The following is a 26,402-nucleotide window of genomic DNA, read 5'->3' as shown; positions in this document are numbered from 1 at the left end:
ACTAAATGCAGATTAAGAAAGTTGGCTATAATATACTTACGAGCGGCACATACGATACCTACGAAATTTCCATGAAGAGCCGTGTTATTTTTCTGAATACAGTCATGATAGTAGGTTTTATAACCCTGCTGCTTTTTTCTGGACTGAGCTTTTATCAGCAGAATCTATTTCTGGCTATACCGACAGCAGCTACTGCAGCACTGCTTGTAATCGGCTTTGTCTATATACGCCTGACCAAAAATTTCCAGACAGGTGATTATATTGCATCATTGGTGAACTTTGTACTGTTCACGTACCTGTATTTCTCAGGCGGTCTGGATGGTTCCGGAGTGCTATGGTTGTTCAGTTTCCCTCTTATTGCACTCTTCCTGCACCAGGTAAAAATGGGAACATTTCTTTCCGCCCTGATGCTTGCAGTTATTCTCTCCGGCTTATTTATTCCAGGGATAGGCGCACATCAGTACTCAATTGCTTATGGCTTGAGAATTATCGGGACTTATATTTTCATTTATCTTTTCAGCTTGATATATGAAATCGTACGTAATAAGACTTTATCAAACCTGTCAGAAGTGAATAGTAATCTGAACAGAACTGCACACGAGTTGAATCAGGAAAAGGTTCAGACTGACGCAGTTTTGGCCAATGTACAGGAAGGCATTTTTCTCCTGAACAGTGATTTTATCGTCGAACCTTCATACAGCAAACATCTAACAACCTTATTTGAAACTGATGAGATTACCGGTAAAAAACTTACAGATTTAATCGGTCCGTATCTGAGTCAAAAAAATGAGGAGGCATTAAAAGATTATCTTCCAATGCTGCTGGATGAAACGATGAACCCTGAGCTTATTCGTGACATAAACCCCCTTGAACAGATACGATTTGCCATTCCCCTCTCGGGAGATGCAGTCAAGGAAAAAACTCTGGAATTCAGTTTCTCTACAATCAATATCGAGGGCAAAAACAAACACATTCTAAGCGTCGTGCGGGATGTAAGTGAACAGGTCGAATTAAGCGCCCAGATGGAAGCAGAACAGCACAAACACCAGAGAAACATGGAAACACTTTTTCAGGTACTCCATGTTGAGCCTGAGTTAATGGCAGAATTCATAGAAGATTCAGAGCTTGAACTGGAAAGTATAAACACTATGCTGAAGGATCAGGATTTAGGTATTCCCGAAACCTTGCTGCAGATGTTTCAGGTAATTCATGGAATCAAAGGCAACGCATTGTTACTGGGTCTGGAGGAAATGGCAATAACGCTTCATAATCTTGAAAAAGAGATTCAGGACAGTATTGAGATTAAATCTGTTACATGGAAAGATATACTTCCGCTCACGGCCTCTATTGGATTTATCCAGCAGGCTTTTGAGGAAACACGCGGTATTATCCAGAAATTGATGAGCTTCCAGCATGCTTCTAATCTGGCAGGGCTCAATAAAACAGGTATGCTTGAACGAGCCATCCGCAGAATAGTGGACCGGGAGAGCCTCGAGACAGGCAGGACAGCTCAAATTGCTTTCAGGAACCTGGATATCCTCCCGGATTATGCCAGACGTCAGACCCGCGATATACTGGTTCAATGCGTAAGAAATTCATTTGCACATGGACTTGATAGCGAAACTGAGCGGGCTCTATATAAGAAGAGCCCGGATTTCCAGATACATGTATTGGTAAATGATGTAGGTGATTCAATCAGTATTACATACCAGGATGACGGCAAAGGCATTGATATAGAGAAAGTAAGAGACAGAGCAGCCTCCCTTCCCTCCTTACAATCAACAAATATTGCGGAAATGTCGGATTCCGACCTGATAAGATTGTTATTTCACCCAGGACTTTCAACGAGTAATGAGGAATCATTATCTGCGGGCAGAGGAATTGGAATGTCGCTGGTACATACAAGAATCAAGGAATTGAACGGGCGGATAAAAATATCAAATAATCCAACACTCGGTATGAAGCTAAGCCTGATCTTTCCGAAAACAGAAGTTCTGGCGATACAAAGTGCGTAAATATCCTGTGCAGTCTGAGATTCTTATCCTGAATCCGAATCCTGGCTATCTGAACTCCTGATATTCACGGATGCAGTCCGCACTACGAAGTTTTTGAATCGCCTTCTCCTGGATCTGACGGACACGCTCTCGGGTAATTCCCAGAAAACGACCGGTTTCTTCAAGTGTATATGGACCTTGACCATTCAGACCGTATCTCAGGGTAATGATGCGTTTCTCTCTTTCTGTCAACTCCAGAAGCACATCCTGAAGGGTATCCCGCAGAGATAGGTAAAAGACTGATTCGAATGGAGGTTCACTGAATTCATCCATAATAAGATCAGAAAGCGCAGTACTATTTTCTTCGTCAACTGTAGTATCCAGAGAAGTAGTATCCTGACTCAAGCGCATTATTTCCTTGATTTTTTCCTCAGGGAGATCCATATACTCAGAAATTTCCCGGTTATCCGGATCTCTGCCCAACTCTTGAGTCAGGTGCTTTGCAACATAAAAACATTTCTTGATAGTATTAAGCATATGAATAGGGATTCGGATAATTCTGCCCTTATCAGCCAGTGACTTGATTATTGCCTGACGGATCCACCAGGTTCCATACGTAGAAAAACGGCACCCTCTGGTATAATCAAAGCGCTCTACAGCCTCGATGAGTCCGATATTACCTTCGTCAATAAGATCAAGCAGACTCAGTCCCCTATGCTGATATTTTTTTGCAATGGATACTACAAGTCTGAGATTGGCATTAATCATGCGCGATTTATGTTCGCGCAGGTCTTTCTCCAGTTGTGTGCTGTGTTTCATGTACTCCTGAACACAGCCGCCACTCTTGTGATAGTCAGCGGTAAGATCGTTTAGCTCCTGCTTCAGATCTACAATCTTCTTGCCGATTTCAAGTTCCTGTTCGACAGTCAGAAGTTTGTACCGCGCTATTTGCTTCAGATACAAGGACAGCGAATCACCGTCGCCAGCGATTACTCGGGCATCTTTCCCCACGTTTTAACTCCATACACCACAGTATTGCAAACCCTCTCCGCTTATAAACTATCTCGCATTTTCAACGAAGTCAATTTTTTAAAGAAAAAAAGTTAATTAAGTCCTTGGAGCTGTATCAGGATGAAGAAATTCATCATCCTTCCATATACTGAAAAAGACAGTTTGCTCTCTTGTCAGAGGATTAGTACCGATTCTTCCAACTACGGTCCCTGGATTAACAGAATCGCCTACCTTCACATTTGTGCTAGCATTACCACCATATACATAAATATACCCATGCTGTGATTGAACAAATACTACATGACCAAAAGCAGAATGAGGACCTGAATATATAACCCTGCCTGAGCTTACACTGACAATATCATCACCTTGTTCACCGGAAATATATACACCAGGGAATTTGCCGTTAGTGGGTACTCGATTTCCGTTATGCGGCCAGCGCTGTTCGTTACGGGAAGAGATATCGGCACCTTCGTTTTTGCCTTCAGCATTCAATGCTGTATCTGTTCTGCCGGAGTTATGTTGAGAATCAGTATCTGCAGAGTCCGTCACTGAAGGTTTCTGTGAAGAATCAGAGGAGGCATTGCTTGTGCTCACAGAATCTGAAGGAAACATGAGTTTCTGCCCGACTCTGAGCATATCAGAATCAAGACTGTTAATTTTACGGATTTCACTGACACTCGTTCCGAACCTTCGGGACAAACCATACAGTGTATCTCCGCGTACAACGGTGTACTGATCAAACTCTTCCATTTCAGGAGGCGCAAGTTTCAACTCCTGACCTATATAAATGCGCCCTTCCTCATCGATATTGTTTAATGCACGAAGTTCCTGTACGCTCATATCGTATTTTCTGGAAATTCCAAAAAGGGTATCCCCTCGTACAACTGTATGCACAGGCTGCTGTGCATAGACCACTGGCAAGGAAAACATAAAAAACAGACATGATATAATGATTATTTTTCTTGTCATAAACGCACCTTCTGTTGCATTAATCGACAGAAACAGGGTTGAGCATAAGGGAAGAATTACAATGGGCAGAAGATTGGAATCGGGCTGAGTGGATTCGAACCACCGACCTGATCGTCCCGAACGACCCGCGCTAGCCCCTGCGCTACAGCCCGATTGAGAGAAAAAGAAAAACCCCGCCTTACAGCGGGGTTTACGGGAGCGACGGGACTTGAACCCGCGATCTCCGGCTTGACAGGCCGGCGTGTTAACCGACTACACCACGCCCCCTCAACGCTTACGGAATATATCAGAGTGCAGTTTTCCTGTCAATCATTCATTGACTATTTTTAGAAAAACTTTTGCATCACATAATCCAGAAAGACAGAAAACACCCCTCCGGTCTGATTCGTTGACAAAGGGGGGGACGCATGGTAATTTTAGCAATCAATATCCAATCAACAGGATCGCAAGGAATACACACGTATGGGATCAAACAAAGACACCAACATTTCAAAATTCCCGGGAAAAGAACCAACCGAGAAAAAAACCAATAACCGTAAAGGTCTGTACATATTCAGTATCGTAATTCTGGTACTTATTATTGTCACCTTTGTAGGCGGACCGCTTGTAGGCTCTTTCGGCTCCGGAGCTGCCGGTCAAAGACTTATTTTTGGTTATTACCGAAACCGTCCAATTGAATACGCTCCCGGAAACTACTTTGCATCACAACTGCAGATGCTTGAGCGCCAGGCTCAACAGGATGAGATGCTCCAGCAGCAGAATCCCCAGATGCAGGTTTATACAGTATGGCGAGGTGCTTTTGACCGCACACTGATTCATGAGGCAATCCTCTACAGAGCTCAGCAAAGCGGAATCAGTGTTACCGATGAGCAGATCGACCGAGTTATAGCAATGAACCCGGATTTTCAGGAAAACGGGAGATTCAGTGACCGACTTTATCAGCGCCTTGGAGCTCAGCAACAGAGCGCACTTAGAGATCTAACCCGCGAACAGCTGATTCACCAGAAGTACCTGAACGATGTCCTGGGCTACAATAATGTTTCAAGTCAGGAATCTGCGTTTTTTGCAGGAATGGCATCACCAGAGCGTCGCATTCAATATGTCAGTCTTTCATACTCGAACTATCCGGAATCGGAGCTCAGCTCATTTATAAGTGAGAGATCAGAGCTGTTCCGCAGTGTTTCAGCATCAAGCATCAGCCTTCCAAAAGAACAGTTTTCACTACAGAGGGCAAATGAAATCAGAAAAAGTATAATTGATGGAGACCTTCTTTTTGAAGATGCGGCACGCGAATATTCAGTAGACATGTACGCCGAAATGGGCGGCAATGCCGGTGAGATTTTCTACTACGATATTCTCCCTGATTTTTCCGATGAAGCTCAGCTTAATGCGCTGTTTTCAGCATCTGCGAATACAATTACTGATCCACTGGAATCAAATTTTGCTTATATTATTTACCAGATCCATGAGTCAGTTTCAGAAGCTGATCCAACAGATCCTGCATCGATTTCTGCTGCACGCAGTTACCTGCAGCAGTTTGAACGGGGTCGTATTGCGGATTTCTTCGAAGCAGAAGCAGAAAGACTTGCCGCAGCAGCACAGGCTTCAGACCTTGCAAGCGCAAGCTCCGAACTGGGCTACAACCTGCATGAAACTGATTTTTTTGCAAAAAATTACGGCAGTTTGCCCTACTTCAGTTCTGTGCCATCCAATCAGCCCTTGGGAACCGTCAATACAAGCATGCCTTTTTTTGAAGCTGTTTTTGGCACACCCCTACTTGCAAGCTCTGCTCCGGTAATACTTCAGGATCGAATTCTCGTAGTATCGCCTGTAGAAGAAAGACAGGCGCAAAACGCAGAAATGCTTGAATCATTCTATCCAAATTTTGCCCAGCAGGCGAAAGGTGAACAACTCGAGACTATCCTTCTGGATCCTGAACATATAACAGATAACTTCCTGGATATTCTCTTCAGCCGAATAATTCAGCTGTAGGCAGAAATATGATAGGGGCAAATGGTCCCGAAATCCTTGTTTCAGGGGACCAGGTTTATTATGGAAACCGGCCCCTGTACAGTGATATTGCGCAGGATGGAGTAAACAGGCGATTAAATAGCGTGCCGGTGCATGCTAATTGCCTGTACATCCTGTGCAGCCCCCTCCTTGGAATTGGACTGAAAGAACTACAGAGAATCATTCCAGAAAGTTCAACCCTGATCCTCCTTGAACTTGATACAGATTTACACCACAGTCTTCACACCGCTTCCTGTCAATATTCCGATGAATATTTCGGGCCTGATGAAATAGGTAGGCTCGAGGAATTCGCTATACACAGTTTTTCCAATGGCATAAGGCGAGTTCATATGATCAATCTGAATGGCGGATATCGTATACGACACCGACAATACGACCTGATACATGAGCTGCTAATCAAATTACTGCGAGCTAAGTACCAGAATACTGCAACAGAGCTGGCTATCGGCCGCTTATGGATCAAGAACAGTATTTCCAATTTTCCGTATGTCTATGCAAATCAACAAATCAAAAGATTCTATAGGAATAAACTACCTGTACCAGCAATATTGCTTGGGGCCGGTCCTTCAGCTGAATTATTGTATCCGTGGATAAAGCAGTTATCAGAATATGCCTTGATTATTGCGGTAGATACCATATTACCGGCATTTTCAACTCTGGATTTTCAACCTGATATTGTGGTAGCTCTCGAATCACAGTTTGCCAACGTTTTCGATTTCATTAAAAATCGACCTGAAAAAACGCGATACATTCTTGATACAAGTTCATTTCCTGGAATTAACCGAATAATTCCTGAAAAAAATATCACCTGGGTACATACCGCATTCAAGGATCTTGAACTGCTGAGGCGTTTATATTCTGATGTGACCAGAATCTCTCCGGCAGGTAGTGTCGGTCCCGCGGCTATGCAGTTAATCGAACAGATGCTATCCGGACCGGTCCTCTGTGCCGGGATAGATTTTGCATACACCTATGAAAAGACGCATGCAAAAGGTTCAGCTCCGGACATCAGCAGGCAGCTGAATCTACAACGGATGCATTCTTCGCCTTGGTATAAGCAGGCAATCGACAGGAATGCAAAATTAACAACGGCTCGCAACGGCGAACCGATTTTCACTGATCTTGTGCTCAGGCGTTATCAGGAAACTATTTCAGTCTGGAATCCAGGGAATAAGTTCTATACAGTAGCCGGACCGGGACTACCCATCGGCCTGGAGGAAATTTCCCCGCTTGATTTCTACAACATGATCAGGGATGAATTTCCAGTACTGCCGCATCCAAACAGCTGCACAACTGATAGACTCAGCACACTGCAGGAAAAATCTTTATCTGCTTACCCCAAGCCGGAAACAGCTGAGGCATGCTTGAATGCAGAGCAGGATCTGGAAGGCAGGATAAACGTTGAAATCAGCATTCTGGAAAAAGCTATCGATACGTTCAACAGAGACTCCAGACTTGAACAGGATGCTGACTATATACAGTTCGGGTTACCGGAAAATCCTGGTAACCAGCATGTACACATTATGTTAAGGTATTATCTGGAGCGCTGGCAGCAGACAGCTGCCAGCTTCAGAACAGGACCTGAGAAAGACTGTTTTTAACTGTCATCACTCGATTTGAGTACCGACAGGAAAGCCTTTTGAGGAAGCTCGACATTTCCTACCATCTTCATTCGCTTCTTACCCTCTTTCTGCTTTTCAAGCAGCTTTCTCTTTCTGGAAATATCTCCACCATAACACTTGGCAGTAACATCTTTCCTGAGGGCTGCAATGGTTTCCCGGGCGACAATGGTTCCACCAATTGCACCCTGGATCGGTATCTTGAATTGATGTCTAGGAATTTCATCCTTCAGTTTTTTACAGACATTTCGTGCCCGGTGCGCTGCACTGTCTCTGAACACAAGCATGGACAGGGCATCCACTATGTTCGAATTCAGAAGAATATCCAGACGGACGAGGTCAGTTTTCCGCATATCGATTACTTCATAATCAAAAGAAGCATAGCCTCGACTTAAGGATTTGAGCTTATCATAAAAATCGTATAAGACCTCTGATAAGGGCATTTCATATATGAGCTCAACTCTTTTGCGGTCAAGATATATCATGTCCACCTGAATGCCTCTTTTCTCTGTACAGAGGGTAATCAGATTACCAAGATATTCAGTAGGCATAATTAAAGTGGCACGAATAAAGGGCTCATAAGTTGCTTCAATTGAAGTCTGAGCTGGATAGTCCTGAGGATTTGTTACCGTAATACTTTCTCCATTGTTCAAGTCGATACGATAGCTAACCGAAGGTGCAGTAAAAACAACAGAAAGACCAAACTCACGTTCAAGGCGTTCCTGTATGACTTCCAGATGCAGCAATCCCAGAAAACCACATCTATATCCAAATCCAAGCGCGGCAGATGAGTCCTTTTCAAAAAATAAAGAGGCGTCGTTCAGCTTCAGCTTTTCCATTGCGGTAGACAATTCTCGATAATCATTCGCATCTACAGGAAAAATCGAAGAAAAAACAACAGATTTCACCTCTCGAAAGCCGGGCAGAGCTTCAACACAGGGCCGCTTTTTGTGAGTAACTGTTTCACCGACGCGTATATCACTAATTGTTCTGATACCGGCAATAATATAGCCAACCTGCCCCGCCTGCAGCTCTTCACATGGTTCGAAGCCAATTCGGAATCTGCCTACTTCCTCTACACCGAACTCAAGTTGAGTCTTCATGAAGTAGATGTTATCCCCTGGTCTGACCACACCATCAAACAGCCGGCAATGCATTATACCACCACGAAATGTATCATAATGTGAATCAAAAATCAGAGCCTTTAGAGGAGCATCATAGTCGCCTCCAGGTGGAGGAATCCGCTGAACAACCGTTTCCAGAAGCTCGTCAATGCCGATTGCGTTTTTTGCGGAAATGCATACGACATCATCTGCCAACAAGCCCAAATCATGTTCAATCTGTTCAATTACACCTTCTACGTCAGCACTGGGCAGGTCTATCTTGTTAATTACCGGTATGATTTCAAGATTATGTTCAACCGCCATATAGAGGTTAGCCAGGGTTTGGGCTTCAACCCCCTGACTTGCATCGATGAGCAAAAGAGCACCTTCACAGGAGGTAATTGCACGTGAGACCTCATAGGAAAAATCGACATGGCCCGGAGTGTCGACCAGATTAAGGTGATACAGGTTGCCATCCTGAGATTCAAATGGAACCGTTACTGCCTGTGATTTAATGGTAATACCGCGTTCTCGTTCAATGTCCATATTGTCCAGGATTTGATCCTTGAAAAGCCGATCTTCAACGACGTGCGCACGTTGAATGAATCGATCTGCAAGTGTGGATTTACCATGGTCAATATGTGCAATAATACAGAAGTTTCGAATAAATTGCTGTGGAATCATGTAGCCTGACTATATCCTAATACGATCTTCAATTCAAGTTGGCGCTGCATGCAGAGGAAAATAGATATCGAAAGCGGTACCTTTACCTGGAACTGTATTAATCTGAATATATCCTTTACTTTGCTTCACAATTCCATACACGATTGACAATCCCAGACCAGAACAGCCATTGCCTTCCTTCGTTGAATAAAAGGGTTCAAACACATGTTCAAGCATCTCTTTCTGAATACCTGATCCTTCGTCGACGACGCTCACAACAAGATAATCGCCGGGAGGAACAGAATCCATAACTGTCTCCAACGGGTTGTCAATATGTTGTGTGCCAGATGAAATACTGATTGTTCCGCCGGTATGCATTGCGTCCCTGGCATTGAGCACGAGATTGATGAGCACCTGCTCTACACTCGAATAATGAGCATAGATCTGTGCCTCTCCTGCACGTTTATGTATTTTGACATTAAAATCACCTATCAGTAATTTTGGAAGGTCCTTTTCCAATTGATCGAGTAATGAATCAAGTCTGAAAGAAGACATTCGTGTGACATAGTTCCTGCTGAATGCCAGCAGCTGCTTTACAAGAGATCCTGATCTCTTCACTGCAGCCTGTGCTCCGCCGATGCTATTGTCAAGCCTATCTCCGGGGTCAGCGTTCATGCTGTCTGGAAATGCTTTGATATCATCCCAACTCTGCTGCAGAACAGCCATATGCCCGCTGATTATAGCCAGAAAATTGTTGAAATCATGAGCAATACCCTCAGACATCCGGCCAAGAGCTTCCATTTTCTCGGTATATCTAAAACGCTGCTGGGTTCTCTTTAAATCTCTCTCTGCAGCAACTCTTTGGCTGACATCCCGGAAAATGTAGATTTTCCGGGCAACATTCCCCTGCAGTGGACGGATATAAATTTCGAGCCAGAAATCATTATGTCCTTCGACCTGACATGGTGATCCATCAATCCTCAGACCGAAATCGCTGAATATTTCTGAAGAAATCCGAGCAGATACATCTTCTTTTTGAATGCCAAACATCTGGCTGAACTTCTGGTTAACTTCAATGACTCGATCTGATTCATCACTGATCATTATTCCATCCGGCAGGCCCTCGACAGCAGAGAACAGCAACTCTTTTGCCTGCAATGTTTCCTGTTCAACACGATGCCGCAGCAATGCAATTGTAATAGTTGTCTTCAGATCCCTGATATCAAAGGGTTTGACCAGGTATCCATATGGTGAGGCACCAAGAGCCTGGGTAATTGTTTTCTGATCTGAATATGCAGTAAGAATAATTACCGGAAGAAAGAAATTTTGTATGACATGATCCGCGGTTTGAATACCATCCATATGTCCGGCAAGATGAATATCCATGAGTACAATGTCCGGGAGATGCGGAGATTGTTCAAGTAACTGAATTGCCGCTTCACCGCTTTGACAGACAGAGAACAAGATAAAGCCACAACGCTGCAGACTTGTCTGTATGTCCAGAGCGACTATATGTTCATCTTCCACTACAAGTACAGAGGCAGGGCTGCTCAGGGCATCTACCAGGGTCATATAAGCTTAAGTTTCCTGAGCTCGTTTATGACTTTGTCCGGATCTATAGGCTTGACCAGATAACTGGATGCCTCACCGTGATAATATGCCTTGATTACCGTCTGAGGGTCTTCCAATGCGGTGACCATAATAACCTTGACTTCCTTCCCTGGCTTGATACCATTTTTCTGCTCAATCTTCCGTATTTCGCCCAGGGCTTCGAGGCCATCCATTTCGGGCATCATGATATCAAAGAAAATCACATCATAAGGATTGGATTCCTGCCAGGCAAGTGAGAATGCCTCCACAGCTTCCAGGCCATTCACTACCACATTTCCGAAGCCATGCTTTGACACAATGGCCTCCAACAGTCGCCGGCTGGTCAAGTCATCTTCTACAATTAGATATCTCATTCCGATTCTACTCCCCCTCGCACACCTGATGATCTGAGAACTGCTCCGGCTATTGCTTCTAACGGAAGCTGCTCCTTTACTGCACCTAATTTATGCGCTTCCTGCGGCATTCCATATACAACACAAGTTTCCTCATTCTGTCCGATGGTGTACGCACCACAGTCCTTGAGTTCCAGCATCCCCCGGGCTCCATCATCCCCCATACCGGTCATGATAACTGCAACGGTATTTTTTCCGGCATAACGGGCCGCTGATCGGAAAAGCACGTCAACCGAAGGACGATGCCGGCTGACAAGCGGGCCGTCAATGACTTCGACATAGTACCGTGCCCCGCTACGTTTTACGAGTGTGTGCTTGTTCCCTGGAGCAATGAGTGCTCTCCCCCTGATGATTGTATCATTGTTTTCTGCCTCTTTAATTGAAATTCTGCAGAGCCCGTCAAGTCTCTTTGCAAAAGCTGCAGTAAACTTTTCCGGCATATGCTGAACTATAACTATACCCGGAGCATCCGGGGGTAATTCCTCTAGAAAGACTCGGAGCGCTTCAGTACCTCCGGTAGATGCACCAACAGCAACTATTTTCTCGGTCGTCTCTATGACCTGATTATTCCTGGGTAATGAAAGAACAGCATCTGCTGTCAGCTTTGGCTGAGGAACATCTCCGGAAGAGTAAGAGGACGGAACAGATGGCGGAATGGCTGTACGTCCGGGATTTATTTTCACAGATTTCAGTTTTGACAAGCGAGCTGAAGCCGCAGCCTTTACTACATCACATATCTGTGTCTGTGACTCAAGCAGAAACTGCTTGGTACCGACCTTGGGTTTTTCTATTATATCGACAGCCCCATATTCCAGGGCTCTCAAGGCATTTCCCGATCCATCTTCTGCTTTACTTGAGCAGATTACAACCGGAAGAGGGTGTTGACTCATCAATTTTCTGAGGAAGGTCAAACCATCCATTCGTGGCATCTCTATATCCAGGGTTATTACATCCGGCACCAGTGTCTGCAGCTTCCTGGCTGCGATATAGGGATCCGCAGCAGTAGCGATAACCTCTATACCTCGATCTGAACTGAGGACCTGTTGGAGAGTTTCCCGTACAACAGCGGAATCATCTATAATCATTACTTTTATTGACATATCCTACCCTGGTCCTTTCATCCTTTCTTTCTGTATACGGTCGGTGCGACAGAAACAAATGGAACATCCATTCCTGCAAGCGTCTCGGAATGACCTAAAAACAGATATCCCCCCGGCAGCAAATGTGAATGCAGCTTGCTCATTAACTCAATCTGCCGCTGCCTGTCAAAATAGATGATAACGTTTCTACAGAAAATAATATGAAAATTATCACGAATACCATAATCATCATCCATAAGATTCACTCTGTGAAACATGGTTTTTGCTCTTAGTTCGGGCTTGATTTTCACCAGACCAGCTGTTTTATCTTTGCTTCGCAGCAAATATTTCTTTTTCATTTTCTCGGGTACCGGGATCACCCGATCAGAAGCATATACTGCGGAAACGCATCTATCGAGCATTCGGGTTGATATATCCGTTCCAAGAATCTTGAACTGATAAGGTCTGTGTTCATCTGCAAAGTCCTGAAGAACCATTGCCAGGGTGTAGACTTCCTCACCACTTGAACTGGCACAGGACCAGATCTTCAGTAGTCCTTCCTTACCCCAGGAATCCTCTTGAAGATGCCTGGGCAGGAGTACGCTACTCAAATATCGAAAATGCTCGGATTCCCGAAAGAAATCGGTCTTGTTGGTAGTAACCGCATTAATCATATGGATGAGCTCGGTGTGAGTTCCCTTTTCACTGAATACAAGATCAATGTACTCCCGAAAACTTCTCAAGCCGAGGGTACGCAGGCGCTTGAGCAAGCGGGATTCAAGCATAACCCTTTTTGCGGGAGGCATCTTGATTCCTATCTCTTCCTCAATATATTTTCTGAATACATTGAATTCCTTATCCTGTAATTTGGGAGCAGGCCCTATGTGACTCTGATTTTCAGCATCCTTGAGCTGTTTTCCATTTGCATCAAGCATTTATTTTCTCCCGCTCTGACTGTGCTACTTCGCTTGATAGACGCTGAATATCCAGTATAAGCGCGACAGATCCGTCACCTAATATGGTCGCTCCTGAAATACCCGGTATATCCTTATACAAACGGCCAAGTGGTTTGATCACGGTCTGATGACTGCCAATTACCTGATCTGCTATAATCCCGATTTTTTCATTTCTGTGGTTCACGACAATAGCCTGGTGAATATCCGGCCATTGCTCATCAATAGAAAAATAATTCCGCAGTAAAATAGATGAAATCATTTTTCCTCTGTTCTGAATTGTAAGCACTTCTCTGCCCATGCCCGATTCTGAAGATTTCCCGGAATCCGGAGACCACTCAATGCATTCTTCAACCACTGACAGGGGAATTACATAGTATTCGGTGCCGGTTTTAATAAGCAGTCCATCAATAATTGCCAGAGTGAGTGGGAGCACAAGGACAAAACACGTCCCCCCTCTCTCACTGTCGTAGACCTCGAGGGTTCCATTGAGTGCATCTATCTGCTGCTTTACAACATCCATACCAACACCACGGCCGGAGACTTCGGTTACCTCTGACACAGTGGAAAAACCTGGCATGCTGATCAGATCCAGGATATCCTTATCATTGAGTGAAGAAGTATCAGAAATAAGATTCCTGGCGATTGCTTTTTCAAGAATCGCATCACGATTCAAACCTCTACCGTCATCTTCTATACTGATGAGAATGTTGGCACCGAATTGTTCCGCCTTGACCAGTATTGTGCCACATGAGGGTTTTCCGGCAGCAGTACGTTCAGCAGGATACTCTATTCCGTGATCAACAGCATTTCTGATCAGATGCATAAGAGGATCTGTCAATTTATCCAGAATCGTCTTGTCAAGTTCTGTGTCTTCTCCTCGAGTCTCCAGCTCAATATTCTTGCCGAGCTTCTGACCGAGGTCACGAACCAATCGACGGAATTTTGAAAACACCCCACTGATAGGAAGCATTCTGATACTCAGCGTGCTCTCTCTCAGTTCATCGGTGAGGTGCTGAAGGTTTTCTGCGAGGTTACTCATGGTCGCATGATCCAGTTCATGAGCAGTACTACTTACCCTCGCCTGTAAGGTAACCAACTCTCCTACGAGATCAATGAGATCATCAAGCTTTTCGGACGCAACACGAACACCTTGTCTGGATGGATCATCGAGCAAACGCTTCCTGCTTCGTTTTATGTGCTCCTGTTCCTCCAGTGCTGCCTCGATATCAAAAGCATTTACACCTTCATCCTGCAGAACCTGTCCGATTCTCATCTGTTTATCCAGGGCGGCGGATACCTGTTCTGGCTTCACCACACCTCGCTCAAGCAGAATTTGACCGAGTCGTTTGGAAGGTTCAAGATCATCCATTGAGAGTTCATCAATACTATCTATTTTCAGAGCACAGCGATCCCGAACAAAAAGAAATACATCTTCAATCTGATGGATTTCTGCACAGCTGGTTAAAATAATATCCCAGTAAAAATAACTGGATTCAGGTTCGATATCTATCAGATCAGGAACATTATGTGTATAGGGAATACAGGTACAGTCACCTAATTCACGTAATTCACGGAGTAATGCCAGGGGATTTGAGCCGTTTCTGAAAAAATCATTGTCAGGTACTAAACGGATTCTGTAGGTAAGCATCTCTGTACTTGTAAAGCCGGATTCAGTAATCTGGTTTGCACCTGATAATGAGGACTGAGTTGTGGATGCATGAACCTGAGAAGCGCCTGACTGACTGACGGGGCTGTCATTTGTACTCCCGCCTCCAGCCTGCCGAACTTTTTGAAGTATTTTTTCTGAAGCTTCCAATAATTCTGATGGCGGTGGATCGGCTTCGTCCAGCATATCTCTTATATGATCCCTGCTTACAAGAAGGATATCTATCAGATCCTGATTAACGGCCTTTTGACCCTGCCGAACCATATCCATGAGATCTTCAATCTCGTGTGTAAAACGAGATATATGAAGAAACCCGAACATGGCTCCCGAACCTTTAATTGTATGCATTACCCTGAAAACTGAAGAAATAGATTCTGCATCTCCGGGATCGCTTTCAAGATCCAGAATAGTACCCTCAAGTGTTGACAGTAGTTCAAGCGCTTCCAATTTGAAGGTGTCGCGGAACTTATCCTGCATGCTTACCTCCACTTATACCAACAAGTGCTGAAGCAAGATCTTTTGCCTGCCTCGGAACTTCTCTGCAAAAACCACCGGACAAAAGGGCTATCTCCAGGGGTTCCGTGACCTCACCAGAAAAATCTGCTCGGATACCTCGTGCCTGCGCCAGACGAAGAACAGAATACAGAAGCTGAATACCGCTGCTGTCTATTTCCTCAATAGCCCCTACATGAAGCAGGATATTTTTAGCATTGCCTATATCTTTCACAAGTTTACTGTGAACAACGCTGATATGTTGGATTGTCAGCTTTGCCGGTACATTTATTACTTTCATTCCAACACCCATACACCCTCCATGGTAACAGTACTTAAACTATAGAAGCTGAAAGCCAAAAAATCCAATGTAGAGATGCAAACAATCAAAGAATGTTACTAGTGAGTATATGAACCGGAATTTGAATGGAGCTGTCCATGTATCCAGATTGCCGTTTTTTTACCCGGAGTTGCAGACGAAGGATCTCGGTTTCTTCATTGTACTCCCATTTTTGCAGACTCAGGGGATCATTAACTGATAGCCCTGCTTCATCGGCAATCGAACCTGACAGGACTCTCTGAATGCTGTAATCATTCACAAACCAACCGCTCCTGATTTCTTTTACAAACATACCGAAAAGTGCTGGAAACAGGCTTTCAGGAAAACTGGAGACACCTCGAATACTAGCCTCCAGCGGTCTCTCCGGCCTCGCGGTCAACTGCACTCGCTGAATAATATTTGTGTTCTCTTGTATTCTTAACCTGACAGTCATCAAGCTGCCTGGTCTGTACTGCAGCATGATACGGTTCGCCTGTTCAATGCTGTTAACGGAATTCCCCTGGATTTCGACAATGAGATCCCCAACCTGAAATCCCGATCGATCGGCTGGTGATCCCACAATTACATGGGTTATTTCAAGACCATTGTGCCGCTCAAAAACTGAAGCCCCTAAATAACTGTGCTCTATTCTACCTGGTTCATATAGCCTCTCGAGAATACCTCTGAGCCAGAACGAGGGTACTGCAAAGTTTACTCCGTCAAACTGGGCAATACCTGCATAAACAACACCAACCAGATTACCATCGATATCAAGAACAGGGCCGCCACTATTCCCGGGATTCAGAGGAGCATCAACCTGCAAAGCCTCACCAATCTGTAGAAATCTACGTCCTCCAGCGGATATGATCCCAGAAGTTATGGTATTCGAAAGCCCGCCAGGACTGCCAATGGCGAATACCTGACTTCCAACGGGTCTATCACGCATCCCGGTCAATGGGAAGACATAGTCAGGGGTATAGGGAACCTTTAACAAAGCAAGGTCAAGTATCGGATCGAATCCGATTACGGTTGCAGGTATCCTTGTCTCTGGAGCATCAGGAGGGCGTATGTACACGCGGGAATAGCCGGAATATCTTGGATTCACCTCACTCTCAATTACGTGATAATTAGTAAGCAGGTGACCCTGATTATCTATAAAAAAACCGCTTCCGATCATGCGATCCGGCATGCCCACTCCTCTATCAAGTCGGATGCCCTTATTTACCCAGATCATGGCTGTGCCTTTTATCTGTTCAGAAATTGGTACAGAAGAAAATCTGAATTCCTCAGCATCATACTCGAAATCGGAACCTATTATGCGAAGTGCACTCTCAAAAGCGAACTCATCATTTTTTGAATGTATGTACCGAAGCCCTTCCTCAATCCTCTCCTTTGACAGATAATCATAAGAAAGCAGCTGCAGAAAACTATTTATTGCCAGAGGTCTATTCTCATTCTCAATATGCTTGAGCCAATGCTGTTCCAGTAGAGCGAGATAGCTGTCCTCATCGGGGGCATACCCAATGTTTCTGAGACTATGATACAGTTCTATTGCTTCAGCCACATAGCCTTCTGCCGAAAGACGCTGATATTGATTCTGAAGCCCTGCAACGGCGGTTCTATCGACAGATTTCAGCCAATCATAATTCCATCCACTGCGCAGCTGGTATAGATCTACCAGCACAAGGGCTTCAGAGAAATTTTCTTCTTCAATCAGCCTTTCTATGTTTGATCTGGCAGCGTCCTCCCTCGCCGGAGCTACAGGAATTGGGCCAGAACTGGCACAGCCGGATAGAATGATAAAACTAACGAACAGGAAACAAATCGGGAATTTCGTTTTCAATTTCATGTAAGTACAATATATCAACTTCTGGCACTGAATCAAAGTGGGGGTACATCCGCAGCCCGAGAAGCGGGTCATTGCTCAATTTCCAGATATGCTGAGCTCGTTCATTACTGTAATCCAGCCAGTAATCAGCTTTTCCATCCCGATTCAAATCAAAAGCATCAGATGTCAGAAGCCCAGGCGAATATTTTCTGACCCTGTCAAAGTAGCCATCTTCCTGCATCGATATGCTGCTGCGACTTGGTTCACCATCTGTAAATTCTGTAATTCTGATCATGGTGCCAACCGGGTTATATGCATACTCCATCACAGGCAATGCCCTGAAATACTCCTGCACCTGACGATAGCCGGTGCTTTGTATTACTTCGCGTGTCCTTATATGCACTGATAAATCAGAATCAATTCCCATACTATCCGGAAGTAGATTCAACTTTCCAGGCAACTGCCCTCGCTCAAATTCAAACAGATTCGAGAAAATTCTGTGCTCAAGTGAAAAAGGGATCAGTTCATATCTATAACGCTCACCGCTTTTATCATCATGTATGATATATTGTATTACCCAGGGATACATATGATATCTATAATTCTCGTATTTCATCCGACCGAAAGCCTCTATGGATTGAGGTATGTTGTCCGAAAAATGCACTATGTAATCCAGTCTTCCATTCGAACCCGAATCAAGATGCCAGCGGATAATTTCTCCATCGCGGAATTCTATCCATTGACCAGGAAACTGTTTGAATGCGTCGTACCAATAAAGACTGCCGCTGAATGAAGCCAAATGGTCAGATATTTCCTGAATTAGTTCTGTGGGGAAATCAAGGTTGGAGTTCTCAATAGACCGTAAAAGATCCCAGCGCAGCAGCCCCCCGGAATCTTTAAACCTGTTCCATCTATCAAGAACGGTGTCTTCCTGCCCTATCAGTACAGCGTTCTCCAGATATATCAATGCTCCGTCAGCCGATCCACCGCCGAGGGAAAAATACTGATCAAGAATTTCTTCTCTGATCACAGGCGTCTGACTCTGTGCCAGACGAAGCAATGCCTGCAGATAACGGGGTGAAGACTGCATTGCATACTCAATATACGCTCTGGTAAAAAAACCGGGAAGCGGATCTCTTTGTATAAGGATATCCGCAAGAACATCACTTTCCGGAAATAGTCTGATTCCCTCATACAGCCACCTGTCTGCCAGGCTGTAGTCTCTCATGAGATACATCAGTTCTACATTTGCTTCGATTAGCCTGCGACCCGGCAGCTGACTGTCTTCCGGAAATGGTAATACCTCCCGGGCTTTTTCATATTGACCGGACGCCATATATAACTCAGATAGATATATCCGCGAATCTTCGGGTCTGAAATACCGGAATCCGCCAAGTTCTATTGCTCGCTGCATTTCAGATTCCAGTAGTTCGAGACTGATTACGTCCCTGCCAATGCTGAAAAAATATAACAGAAGCGCATCGGGATTGTCAGGATTATAGGTCAAGGCAATCTCTGCAAGTTCCTTAGCCTCCTGCAGGGATCCTTTCTCAAAAAAATCATAGGCCATAGATGTATAAATATCTGCAATCGATTGCTCTGAAGCTGTAAGCTGAATCGAATTAAACGACAGGGCCAAAGCGCAGACGACAGCAAGTACACGGTAAGCAACAGTCCTCCGGGCAGAATAAACTGTATGGAACGCAGTTGTAGATACTGAAAAAATATACATGATTCAAATCCTTTATCGCCCTGCCGGCTTCTGTTTCCAGACAACCTTTGCTGCAGGTGAGATGATCGCATATATTCCTTTGTGTATGTGCTCGGCTATAAAATAAGCAGGCCGCAAATGCTGAGGAATCTTATTCCTCTGAAACCATTGTTTAGCTGACTCTGAGCTGCCAATCCGGTCTCCAGGCTGAACACTTCTAAGATAAATACATGCACTCTCATTAAGTGAAAACGAGTCCTTTAGATTATCGGCCAGTGTCACTGAAAACAGTAATTCAGCTGCTGACAATCTACAGCGTATATGCTGAAGACTGATCCGTTCAGATGCAAAGTCAATCGATTCAACATTGATCCATACTGCGATGCCGCCAGCATTCAGAAGCTTGGTCCATTTTGATTCCCTGCTGTTAATGAATATGCTGTCCAGATTTTCAAAGGCTGCAATACTCTTTCTGGATATCCGGGCTGGAATTCCGGTATTACCATGTTCACCCTGGGAGAGTGCATTTTGAATTGTACAGAAAAGCCGGAATCTAAGAACAGGAGGTAGAGATAGTACACCGACAGTTTTGCATCTAATAATGAGTCCATTAAGTACTGAATGCATTTCAGAATGCTCAGCGATAGTTCGATCCTGCCAATCGAGCAACTCACCGAAATCTTTACTTATTGATTGAACTCGATCCGGCAAATCAGGAAACTGTGTATACAGATTTGGTACTATCAAATTCCGCACTGCATTCCTGCTGATATCAGTATCATGATTGCTTGAATCTGTGTGGAATTGAAGCGGATATACCGAATAGGCGACCCGGAGATCCTCTTCTTTCAGACATAATAGAGGCCGGATAATTTTAACCGAAGGATTCAACTCGCGTATCGAGGGAATAGCACTCAAAGCTGATAAGCCTGTGCCGGAAGCAAGTCTCAGGAGCAGGGTTTCCACCTGATCATTTCTATGATGGGCAAAGGCAAGGAGCACTGGAGTGGTTTTCCCGCTTGCAATAGAAAGACTCGTATCTTCAAGAAATTGATGACGGAGAAGTCTTGCGGCAGCTTCCATCCCCAGAGACTTTCTGAGTTCAGTAATTTCTGATTTTAGAACATTCCCGGTTCGCAAGGGAATTCCAAGTTCATTACATTGGGCAGTAACGACGGCTTTCTCTCTGGATATTTCATCTACCGGCCGCAGCGAATGGTCAAACCAGGCCGCTGTTACGCTGTCTAAAACCTTGCAGACTTTCAGATCAGATAAAATATGCAGGAGCAGCATACTGTCCCGACCACCGGACAGAGCAAGGATTACATGACGGCAGTCAGCAAATGAATTACTGTCCCACCAGGTTCTAATTTGATCCAGAATGAAATTTCTGTCGACCATTCAGCACTTCCATTGCTTTTTTGCTATCATCTGACAACCAGAGCCTGCAGGCCTCAATAACCGTATCTTTGTTACTGTTCAGTGATTCAATCTGCTGTTGAGAAAAATCACCCAGCACATAATCGATAACCGAGTCCTCTCCGCGTCCGATTCCAATGTACAGCCTGGAAAAACCAGAGTCGCCTATACTGGAAATTAATGATTTAAGGCCGTTGTGCCCTGCACTGGATCCGCCTTTTTTCAGCCGGGCTTTGGCACAAGGCAGATCCATATTATCCACAAGGACCAGAATATCGTCCGGGCTATCCAGGGAAAATTTTGACTGTAGAAAAGGCAATACTGAACCCGAACGATTCATATAGGTTAAGGGCTTGATGAGAACAAATTCCGGATCCGGAAATACTGCATACAGAAATGGCCGCAGAAAAGCTTTTTTCCAGCGGCCACCATAATACTCACACAGCATGTCTGCAAGAATGAATCCCGCATTATGCCGTGTATTTATGTATTTTGATCCGGGGTTCCCAAGACCAATAATTACCTTCACAGATAATTCCTTACTCTGCTGTCTCCTCGACAACCTCTTCTTCGGAATCCTCATCACTGGCCGCAGCAGCTTTTGCATGTACAACGGCAGCAACAACAGCGTCGGGATTTGTAAGAATCTTTACGCCTTCCGGAGGTGTAATGTCACCTACATGAAGAGCGTGTGCACTGCTCAGGTTCTTGATATCAATTCTGATATCTTCAGGGAGATCCTTCGGAATACACTCAATTTCTACTTCATGCAATGGATTTTCAAGAATACCACCTTCTCGAACTTCGTCGGGAGTGCCGGTAAGATGAATCGAGACATGAGTTCTGAGTTTTTTACCCTTTTCGATCTCGTAAAAATCGACATGCAGAATTCTGCCGGAAATAAAATCTTCCTGATAATCCTTTATAAGGACCTCAAGGCTCTTCTTTTCAAACTGAAGGTTCAGGATTGTACTTTCAGATACTTTATGAAATTCCCTGGAAAACTCCCGTTCATTGAGGGCGATACTGACAGCATCCGAATGGCCGTATACAACAGCAGGGATTTTTCCACTGCTTCTCAGACGATTATTGGGACCTTTACCGGTTTCAGTACGCTTTTCTGCGGTAATTACATGTTCCATATTAAAAAATCTCCTTATATGACATAGCGGCACATGACTATCTGGATAATCTTCACTACCGGAAGCACACCTGAACCGCATGAGAATCTGGGACGGCAGGATTCGAACCTGCGCATGACGGGACCAAAACCCGTTGACTTACCACTTGTCCACGTCCCAAGGCAACGGGCGATATAATACGAGAAATCAAAAAAAAAATCAATCGTTATTACATTTATTTTTATTAGTGATCCTCGTCTTCTTCAGTGGATTCCACAGAGCCGTTGAGTACATGCTCTTCGTAGGCCTTTAGAATCTGCTCCTGTAATGAAGCTCGAAAATCAGCGTGAATCGGATGAGCAACATCCTTGAATTCGCCGGATTTTGTTTTGCGGCTGGGCATTGCTATAAACACCCCGGTTTTACCTTCAATAATCTTAAGGTTATGAACCACAAAGCTGTCGTCAAATGTAATTGTCACATAAGCTTTTAACTTGCCTCCGGATGACACATTACGAATACGTATGTCGGTAATTTCCATGTCTCCACTCCTCCAAGCAACTACCGGTATGCAATTGATAACGATAGCATACATGGTATTCCGTGAGAATGCCAGAAAAAAAGGAAATAAACGCGAATTTCAATTATTCAGACTGCTTGTAGACCACTTCTGCTTCATGCCAGAGTCTTTCCAAATCATAAAATGACCGTGCTTCCGGGCGCATAATGTGAATTACAAAATCTCCACAGTCTACATAAGCCCACTGGTCATCGTTTGGACGTTTTGTAGGATTTTTGCTTGTTACATCATGAGATGAAAGCTCTTTATCCAGACCTGACATAAGACCCTGCAGCTGAGCCTGACTCTGAACCGTTGTTATTATCAAATAATCGGTATAGCCCGAGATCTTGCTCACGTCCAATGCTACCGTTCCTGCCCCAACCTGTTCTGCAATAAATTCAGCCACAGCTGTTACTATTTTTCTTGTTTGATCTTTCATCAGTTTTGTACCTTCCATCCGTCAAAATCTGCTCCGAGTATAATTGTTACATCAGTAACTACATCCGTATCATAATTTGGTTGAGACTCAACCCTGCGGGCATTGATTACATCTGCCACTGCCTGTGTTTTTTCCATTGCCCCTTGCCTGTCAAATACTAGCGTATGGGGGTAATCAGAACTGTCAGCGTTACCAACAGAGACCACCTGGAACCCATACCCCTCAATCACTTCACGTGAGCGGGCTGCGAGCCCCGTTCGCGTAGTTCCATTCAATAATTCAACTCTGATCATCTCTCCTCTACCAATTGCATCACCGGCAGCAAGTGTATTCTGTACCTGCCTGACAGTATCCTTTAGAAGTTGCCCCTCAAAATGCGGGAAAAGAAGTTCCCTGCTCACACCTTCTATATCAACAGTCCTGATGGTACCAAGCACCCTTTGCTGAATCAGAGTATCAATCTCAAGCGTACGCATGAAAGAGGCAAACGCAGCAAACTCACGCCGATCAAGATTTTTATCCATTCTTCTCTGCAGAAGCTGATAGTTGCTCTTTATTATAGTCTCCTGCCCTGCCAGACCATGCAGAAAGCCTGCAATTACAACCTGATAAATGGACATAGATTCATGAGCGCTGCGGTATTCAGAATCAAAATGCAGATAATCAAGAACTTTGGTTCCATCAAGACTGTTCCTGCCAGCCGGTAGAAAAACCAGCTGCTCGAAGTCCTGAACCGGGTCCGGCATAAATAGCTGAAGGCCGCCAATCAGATCGATCAGCTCCGATAAACCAGCTTCATCAATCGCTATGTAATAATTAATATCAGTTCCTGTCAGATCCTCGATTTTATTTAGATAATTCTCAATCCTGTTGTGTTCGAACAATACACTGATGCTGTCAACACGATTAAGGCGAGGTATAATCGCACCTAGATTACTTGGTATATCAAGTAATGCAATCCGGAATGATTCAGGATGCACAAACAAAACCTGGCTTGTCATCAACTTATCATCATCATGGACCATGATTAAGATCGAAATATTCTCATTATCCCTAAGCAGGGCCGAGAATTGATCGACCCTGATTTCCCTGGCAATAAATATTCCGACAATCGCGAGAGACAAAACAATCCCGGCCAGTAAAATCAGTGCAAAAATATTTGAAGATGCATTTTTCTGCATTAGTCCCCCCGCAGCCATCGATAAAATGATTCAGTAGCCGGTAATAGTGAACCAAACCGTTTGTTCTGGTCCTCGATTATTCTCATACATGATTGCGATAAATTCATGTTTTGTAAAGTCAGGATGTCTTCCATAGCCAGGATACCACGGCCTGGCTCAATATAATCAGCCAGATATAATATCTGCCCAATCTCATTCAAGCCTGCACAGCCCAATGTATGATGCCTGACCGCCTGTATGAGCAACTCATTGCAAATACCGTACTCACTCACGATTATATCAGCCGCAACAGCACCATGCAGAAGAACGGGCTGCTGCAGCATATAATCGTCAACTTCAAGGCCCCTGTTTTCAACATAACCGAGCAAACGCTCTGACTTCCACTCGCGGGCAATATCATGGCTGATCGCTGCAAGACAAGAGGCTTCCGGATCATGCCCATGTCTTACTGCAAGCTGCCGCGCTGTATTCTCCACAGACAATGTATGGATATACCGTTCTTCACTGAGATCAGATTTCACACGTGCCCGTATCAATGAATAACTGCTGCTACCATATAAATTGTTGGATACTATATAATCAAGCACTGCTTGAGGGACGAGATCAGAAATCTGGTTCTTGAGATCGAGAACAGCCGCCTTTTGCCGAATTGCAGTAGACGAAATCCGGATTTCGGGAAGGTCAATTCTCTGCATTCTTCCGCCATCTGAAAACAATTGCTGCTCGCATTGCTCAATATTCAGGTTGGAATTGCCTTTCCGATTGAATACCAGGAACTCAGCTATCTGTATCAGACGCTCATATTCAAACCATTCAGTTAAAGAACAGAATGCATCGTCACCAAGCAAAAAGCCGATCGGCTTTTTAAGTCCATACTGCTTTCTCAAATCAAGAAGTGTTTCAAGGCTATATGAAGCACCACCACGGCGTAGCTCAATGTCAGAGATTATACTCCAACTGCAACCGGACAGAGCAGCTGTCAACATTGATAATCGATCGTGATCGGATGCCTCAGGAGAATTTAATTTCAGGGGATTACGTGCTGCGGGCACCCAAATCACGGTATTATAATGAGTTCTTGAAATCAGCTCTTCAGCAATGCGGATATGTCCGCTGTGAACAGGATCAAAGCTTCCACCGAAAACTGCTACAGGCTCACGCATCTTCTCGTGGATTTTCCAGGCCATCATAAAGCATAAAATCAGGAATTGAATCAGCTTCTTCCTCAGCCTTCAGCTCCGAGCGTTTCTGTTCAGAATATAGGTCTCTTATTGCCCGGATAACATCATCCATACCCTGACGTGAATATACTGATAGCGGATATATTTGCTCATTGTTTATCTCGGCAGCAAACGCACGAAACAGTTCTCCATCAGGATCAAGATCACATTTATTTGCGATAACGATTCGAGGGAGTTCCAATAATTCATCGGAATAACTTTTCAGCTCTTCCAGCAGCATAGCAAAAGTTTTGCCTGGATCCGGCTCCGAAACATCGATCAGAAACAGTAAGCCCTTTGTTCTGGCGATATGTCGCAGGAAGCGCAATCCAAGTCCGTGCCCCTCTGCTGCCCCTTCAATGATCCCTGGTATATCAGCGATCACAACATCGGTATAGCCAATAGTCAGGACGCCTAGATTTGGTATTTTCGTGGTAAAAGGGTACGCACCGATTTTCGGATTAGCATTGGTGACCAGATCCAGGAGACTGGATTTTCCTGCATTTGGGAGCCCTACAAGACCGACATCAGCAATAATCCTGAGTTCAACCTTTACCTGTAGCTGCTCACCTTCTTCACCAGGTTGTGAAAACCGTGGAGTTTGGTGACGGGATGTCGCAAAATGTGCATTGCCTTTCCCCCCTCTGCCACCACGCAGTACCGTAATCTCGTCCCCGACATTCGTAAAATCCCCGATCAGCTCTTCAGTATCGACTCTGGTAACCATTGTTCCAGGCGGAACATCAATAATTACGGATTCTCCGTCTGCACCATGACGATTTTTTTTGGCACCAGGCCGACCATTATCGGCAAAATAACGGTGCTTCATTGTCAGGTGAGTAAGGGTTTTAAGATTATCCCGGACACGGAAAACTACATCTCCACCGCGACCACCATCGCCACCATCAGGTCCGCCGCGAGGTACATACTTTTCCCGTCTAAAAGAAACCGCCCCGTGCCCACCAGAGCCCGAGGCGATTTCGATAGTTATTTGATCAATAAATCTTTCCACG

Annotated in this window: 22 protein-coding genes and 3 tRNA genes; 3 read left to right on the top strand and 22 right to left on the bottom strand. The window is 44.6% G+C overall.

The window, feature by feature from the left end; genetic code table 11:
• Positions 1–5: 5 nt before the first annotated feature.
• Positions 6–2,015: an ATP-binding protein gene (locus ACYQ2L_RS10170; RefSeq protein WP_460054935.1), complete on the top strand. Its 2,010-nt coding sequence runs from the start codon at positions 6–8 to the stop codon at positions 2,013–2,015.
• 45 nt (positions 2,016–2,060) lie between these two features.
• Here ACYQ2L_RS10170 and ACYQ2L_RS10165 read toward each other — a convergent pair whose 3' ends face one another.
• The 4 genes from ACYQ2L_RS10165 to ACYQ2L_RS10150 all read right to left on the bottom strand — a co-directional run bounded on the left by ACYQ2L_RS10165 (position 2,061) and on the right by ACYQ2L_RS10150 (position 4,244).
• Complete coding sequence (locus tag ACYQ2L_RS10165; RefSeq protein WP_460054932.1) at positions 2,061–3,005, bottom strand: sigma-70 family RNA polymerase sigma factor; 945 nt, start codon at positions 3,003–3,005, stop codon at positions 2,061–2,063.
• Between the two features lie 96 nt (positions 3,006–3,101).
• Positions 3,102–3,977 (bottom strand): LysM peptidoglycan-binding domain-containing protein, encoded by an 876-nt coding sequence (locus ACYQ2L_RS10160; protein WP_460054930.1) that lies wholly within the window; start codon positions 3,975–3,977, stop codon positions 3,102–3,104.
• 79 nt (positions 3,978–4,056) lie between these two features.
• A tRNA-Pro gene (locus ACYQ2L_RS10155) sits at positions 4,057–4,129 on the bottom strand.
• 41 nt (positions 4,130–4,170) lie between these two features.
• Positions 4,171–4,244, bottom strand: a tRNA-Asp gene (locus ACYQ2L_RS10150).
• Between the two features lie 195 nt (positions 4,245–4,439).
• On the opposite strand from ACYQ2L_RS10150, the gene ACYQ2L_RS10145 reads away from it, so the two are divergent.
• Positions 4,440–5,969 carry a peptidylprolyl isomerase gene (locus ACYQ2L_RS10145; RefSeq protein WP_460054927.1) on the top strand — a complete coding sequence of 510 codons (1,530 nt, stop codon included), beginning with the start codon at positions 4,440–4,442 and terminating at the stop codon, positions 5,967–5,969.
• Between the two features lie 8 nt (positions 5,970–5,977).
• Complete coding sequence (locus ACYQ2L_RS10140) at positions 5,978–7,609, top strand: 6-hydroxymethylpterin diphosphokinase MptE-like protein (RefSeq protein WP_460054921.1); 1,632 nt, start codon at positions 5,978–5,980, stop codon at positions 7,607–7,609.
• Here ACYQ2L_RS10140 and lepA read toward each other — a convergent pair.
• The 18 genes from lepA to obgE all read right to left on the bottom strand — a co-directional run bounded on the left by lepA (position 7,606) and on the right by obgE (position 26,401).
• The gene (gene lepA, locus ACYQ2L_RS10135) at positions 7,606–9,414 is read right to left on the bottom strand and encodes a translation elongation factor 4 (protein WP_460054919.1); all 1,809 of its coding nucleotides are present in this window, start codon (positions 9,412–9,414) and stop codon (positions 7,606–7,608) included. The two genes, ACYQ2L_RS10140 and lepA, sit on opposite strands and share 4 nt — an antisense overlap.
• Before the next feature lie 33 nt (positions 9,415–9,447).
• Positions 9,448–10,965, bottom strand: a complete 1,518-nt coding sequence (locus tag ACYQ2L_RS10130) for an ATP-binding response regulator (RefSeq protein ID WP_460054914.1) — start codon at positions 10,963–10,965, stop codon at positions 9,448–9,450.
• Positions 10,962–11,357 (bottom strand): response regulator, encoded by a 396-nt coding sequence (locus ACYQ2L_RS10125; protein ID WP_460054910.1) that lies wholly within the window; start codon positions 11,355–11,357, stop codon positions 10,962–10,964. Before ACYQ2L_RS10125 ends, ACYQ2L_RS10130 begins: the two co-directional genes overlap by 4 nt.
• Positions 11,354–12,496, bottom strand: coding sequence for a protein-glutamate methylesterase/protein-glutamine glutaminase (locus ACYQ2L_RS10120; protein ID WP_460054907.1), 1,143 nt, complete (start codon positions 12,494–12,496; stop codon positions 11,354–11,356). Before ACYQ2L_RS10120 ends, ACYQ2L_RS10125 begins: the two co-directional genes overlap by 4 nt.
• A gap of 17 nt (positions 12,497–12,513) precedes the next feature.
• Positions 12,514–13,410: a CheR family methyltransferase gene (locus tag ACYQ2L_RS10115; protein ID WP_460054905.1), complete on the bottom strand. Its 897-nt coding sequence runs from the start codon at positions 13,408–13,410 to the stop codon at positions 12,514–12,516.
• The gene (locus tag ACYQ2L_RS10110; protein WP_460054901.1) at positions 13,403–15,574 is read right to left on the bottom strand and encodes a chemotaxis protein CheA; all 2,172 of its coding nucleotides are present in this window, start codon (positions 15,572–15,574) and stop codon (positions 13,403–13,405) included. The genes ACYQ2L_RS10115 and ACYQ2L_RS10110 overlap by 8 nt, the downstream gene beginning before the upstream one ends.
• The gene (locus tag ACYQ2L_RS10105; RefSeq protein WP_460054897.1) at positions 15,564–15,902 is read right to left on the bottom strand and encodes an STAS domain-containing protein; all 339 of its coding nucleotides are present in this window, start codon (positions 15,900–15,902) and stop codon (positions 15,564–15,566) included. The genes ACYQ2L_RS10110 and ACYQ2L_RS10105 overlap by 11 nt, the downstream gene beginning before the upstream one ends.
• Positions 15,903–15,975: 73 nt before the next feature.
• Positions 15,976–17,757, bottom strand: a complete 1,782-nt coding sequence (locus ACYQ2L_RS10100) for a S1C family serine protease (protein ID WP_460054893.1) — start codon at positions 17,755–17,757, stop codon at positions 15,976–15,978.
• On the bottom strand, positions 17,714–19,468 hold the full coding sequence (locus ACYQ2L_RS10095; RefSeq protein WP_460054890.1) for a tetratricopeptide repeat protein: 1,755 nt from the start codon (positions 19,466–19,468) through the stop codon (positions 17,714–17,716). Before ACYQ2L_RS10095 ends, ACYQ2L_RS10100 begins: the two co-directional genes overlap by 44 nt.
• A gap of 12 nt (positions 19,469–19,480) precedes the next feature.
• Complete coding sequence (gene tilS, locus ACYQ2L_RS10090) at positions 19,481–20,848, bottom strand: tRNA lysidine(34) synthetase TilS (protein WP_460054887.1); 1,368 nt, start codon at positions 20,846–20,848, stop codon at positions 19,481–19,483.
• On the bottom strand, positions 20,814–21,395 hold the full coding sequence (gene pth / locus ACYQ2L_RS10085; protein ID WP_460054883.1) for an aminoacyl-tRNA hydrolase: 582 nt from the start codon (positions 21,393–21,395) through the stop codon (positions 20,814–20,816). Before pth ends, tilS begins: the two co-directional genes overlap by 35 nt.
• Positions 21,396–21,405: 10 nt before the next feature.
• Positions 21,406–22,008 (bottom strand): 50S ribosomal protein L25, encoded by a 603-nt coding sequence (locus tag ACYQ2L_RS10080; protein WP_460054880.1) that lies wholly within the window; start codon positions 22,006–22,008, stop codon positions 21,406–21,408.
• An 87-nt stretch (positions 22,009–22,095) separates the two neighbouring features.
• Positions 22,096–22,167 (bottom strand) — tRNA-Gln (locus tag ACYQ2L_RS10075).
• Between the two features lie 64 nt (positions 22,168–22,231).
• On the bottom strand, positions 22,232–22,528 hold the full coding sequence (spoVG, locus tag ACYQ2L_RS10070) for a septation regulator SpoVG (protein ID WP_460054878.1): 297 nt from the start codon (positions 22,526–22,528) through the stop codon (positions 22,232–22,234).
• A gap of 103 nt (positions 22,529–22,631) precedes the next feature.
• Positions 22,632–22,988: a ribosome silencing factor gene (rsfS, locus tag ACYQ2L_RS10065; protein ID WP_460054876.1), complete on the bottom strand. Its 357-nt coding sequence runs from the start codon at positions 22,986–22,988 to the stop codon at positions 22,632–22,634.
• Positions 22,988–24,169 carry an LCP family protein gene (locus tag ACYQ2L_RS10060; RefSeq protein ID WP_460054874.1) on the bottom strand — a complete coding sequence of 394 codons (1,182 nt, stop codon included), beginning with the start codon at positions 24,167–24,169 and terminating at the stop codon, positions 22,988–22,990. The genes rsfS and ACYQ2L_RS10060 overlap by 1 nt, the downstream gene beginning before the upstream one ends.
• Positions 24,169–25,359, bottom strand: a complete 1,191-nt coding sequence (gene nadD, locus ACYQ2L_RS10055) for a nicotinate (nicotinamide) nucleotide adenylyltransferase (RefSeq protein ID WP_460054871.1) — start codon at positions 25,357–25,359, stop codon at positions 24,169–24,171. Before nadD ends, ACYQ2L_RS10060 begins: the two co-directional genes overlap by 1 nt.
• Positions 25,325–26,401, bottom strand: coding sequence for a GTPase ObgE (gene obgE / locus ACYQ2L_RS10050; protein WP_460054866.1), 1,077 nt, complete (start codon positions 26,399–26,401; stop codon positions 25,325–25,327). Before obgE ends, nadD begins: the two co-directional genes overlap by 35 nt.
• Position 26,402 lies beyond the last annotated feature (1 nt).

The sequence above is a fragment of the Spirochaeta dissipatitropha genome, from assembly GCF_054657935.1.
Note: the sequence above shows the minus strand (reverse complement) of the source record. Positions and strands in the feature narration are given on the sequence as shown.

Bases quoted from the DNA above. Each gene is read 5' to 3' on its own strand.
- ACYQ2L_RS10170 (WP_460054935.1), top strand. From the start codon at position 6: ATGCAGATTAAGAAAGTTGGCTATAATATACTTACGAGCGGCACATAC.
- ACYQ2L_RS10160 (WP_460054930.1), bottom strand. From the start codon at position 3,977: ATGACAAGAAAAATAATCATTATATCATGTCTGTTTTTTATGTTTTCC.
- ACYQ2L_RS10145 (WP_460054927.1), top strand. From the start codon at position 4,440: ATGGGATCAAACAAAGACACCAACATTTCAAAATTCCCGGGAAAAGAA.
- ACYQ2L_RS10140 (WP_460054921.1), top strand. From the start codon at position 5,978: ATGATAGGGGCAAATGGTCCCGAAATCCTTGTTTCAGGGGACCAGGTT.
- lepA (WP_460054919.1), bottom strand. From the start codon at position 9,414: ATGATTCCACAGCAATTTATTCGAAACTTCTGTATTATTGCACATATT.
- ACYQ2L_RS10130 (WP_460054914.1), bottom strand. From the start codon at position 10,965: ATGACCCTGGTAGATGCCCTGAGCAGCCCTGCCTCTGTACTTGTAGTG.
- ACYQ2L_RS10125 (WP_460054910.1), bottom strand. From the start codon at position 11,357: ATGAGATATCTAATTGTAGAAGATGACTTGACCAGCCGGCGACTGTTG.
- ACYQ2L_RS10120 (WP_460054907.1), bottom strand. From the start codon at position 12,496: ATGTCAATAAAAGTAATGATTATAGATGATTCCGCTGTTGTACGGGAA.
- ACYQ2L_RS10115 (WP_460054905.1), bottom strand. From the start codon at position 13,410: ATGCTTGATGCAAATGGAAAACAGCTCAAGGATGCTGAAAATCAGAGT.
- ACYQ2L_RS10110 (WP_460054901.1), bottom strand. From the start codon at position 15,574: ATGCAGGATAAGTTCCGCGACACCTTCAAATTGGAAGCGCTTGAACTA.
- ACYQ2L_RS10105 (WP_460054897.1), bottom strand. From the start codon at position 15,902: ATGGGTGTTGGAATGAAAGTAATAAATGTACCGGCAAAGCTGACAATC.
- ACYQ2L_RS10100 (WP_460054893.1), bottom strand. From the start codon at position 17,757: ATGAAATTGAAAACGAAATTCCCGATTTGTTTCCTGTTCGTTAGTTTT.
- ACYQ2L_RS10095 (WP_460054890.1), bottom strand. From the start codon at position 19,468: ATGTATATTTTTTCAGTATCTACAACTGCGTTCCATACAGTTTATTCT.
- tilS (WP_460054887.1), bottom strand. From the start codon at position 20,848: ATGGTCGACAGAAATTTCATTCTGGATCAAATTAGAACCTGGTGGGAC.
- ACYQ2L_RS10080 (WP_460054880.1), bottom strand. From the start codon at position 22,008: ATGGAACATGTAATTACCGCAGAAAAGCGTACTGAAACCGGTAAAGGT.
- spoVG (WP_460054878.1), bottom strand. From the start codon at position 22,528: ATGGAAATTACCGACATACGTATTCGTAATGTGTCATCCGGAGGCAAG.
- rsfS (WP_460054876.1), bottom strand. From the start codon at position 22,988: ATGAAAGATCAAACAAGAAAAATAGTAACAGCTGTGGCTGAATTTATT.
- ACYQ2L_RS10060 (WP_460054874.1), bottom strand. From the start codon at position 24,169: ATGCAGAAAAATGCATCTTCAAATATTTTTGCACTGATTTTACTGGCC.
- nadD (WP_460054871.1), bottom strand. From the start codon at position 25,359: ATGATGGCCTGGAAAATCCACGAGAAGATGCGTGAGCCTGTAGCAGTT.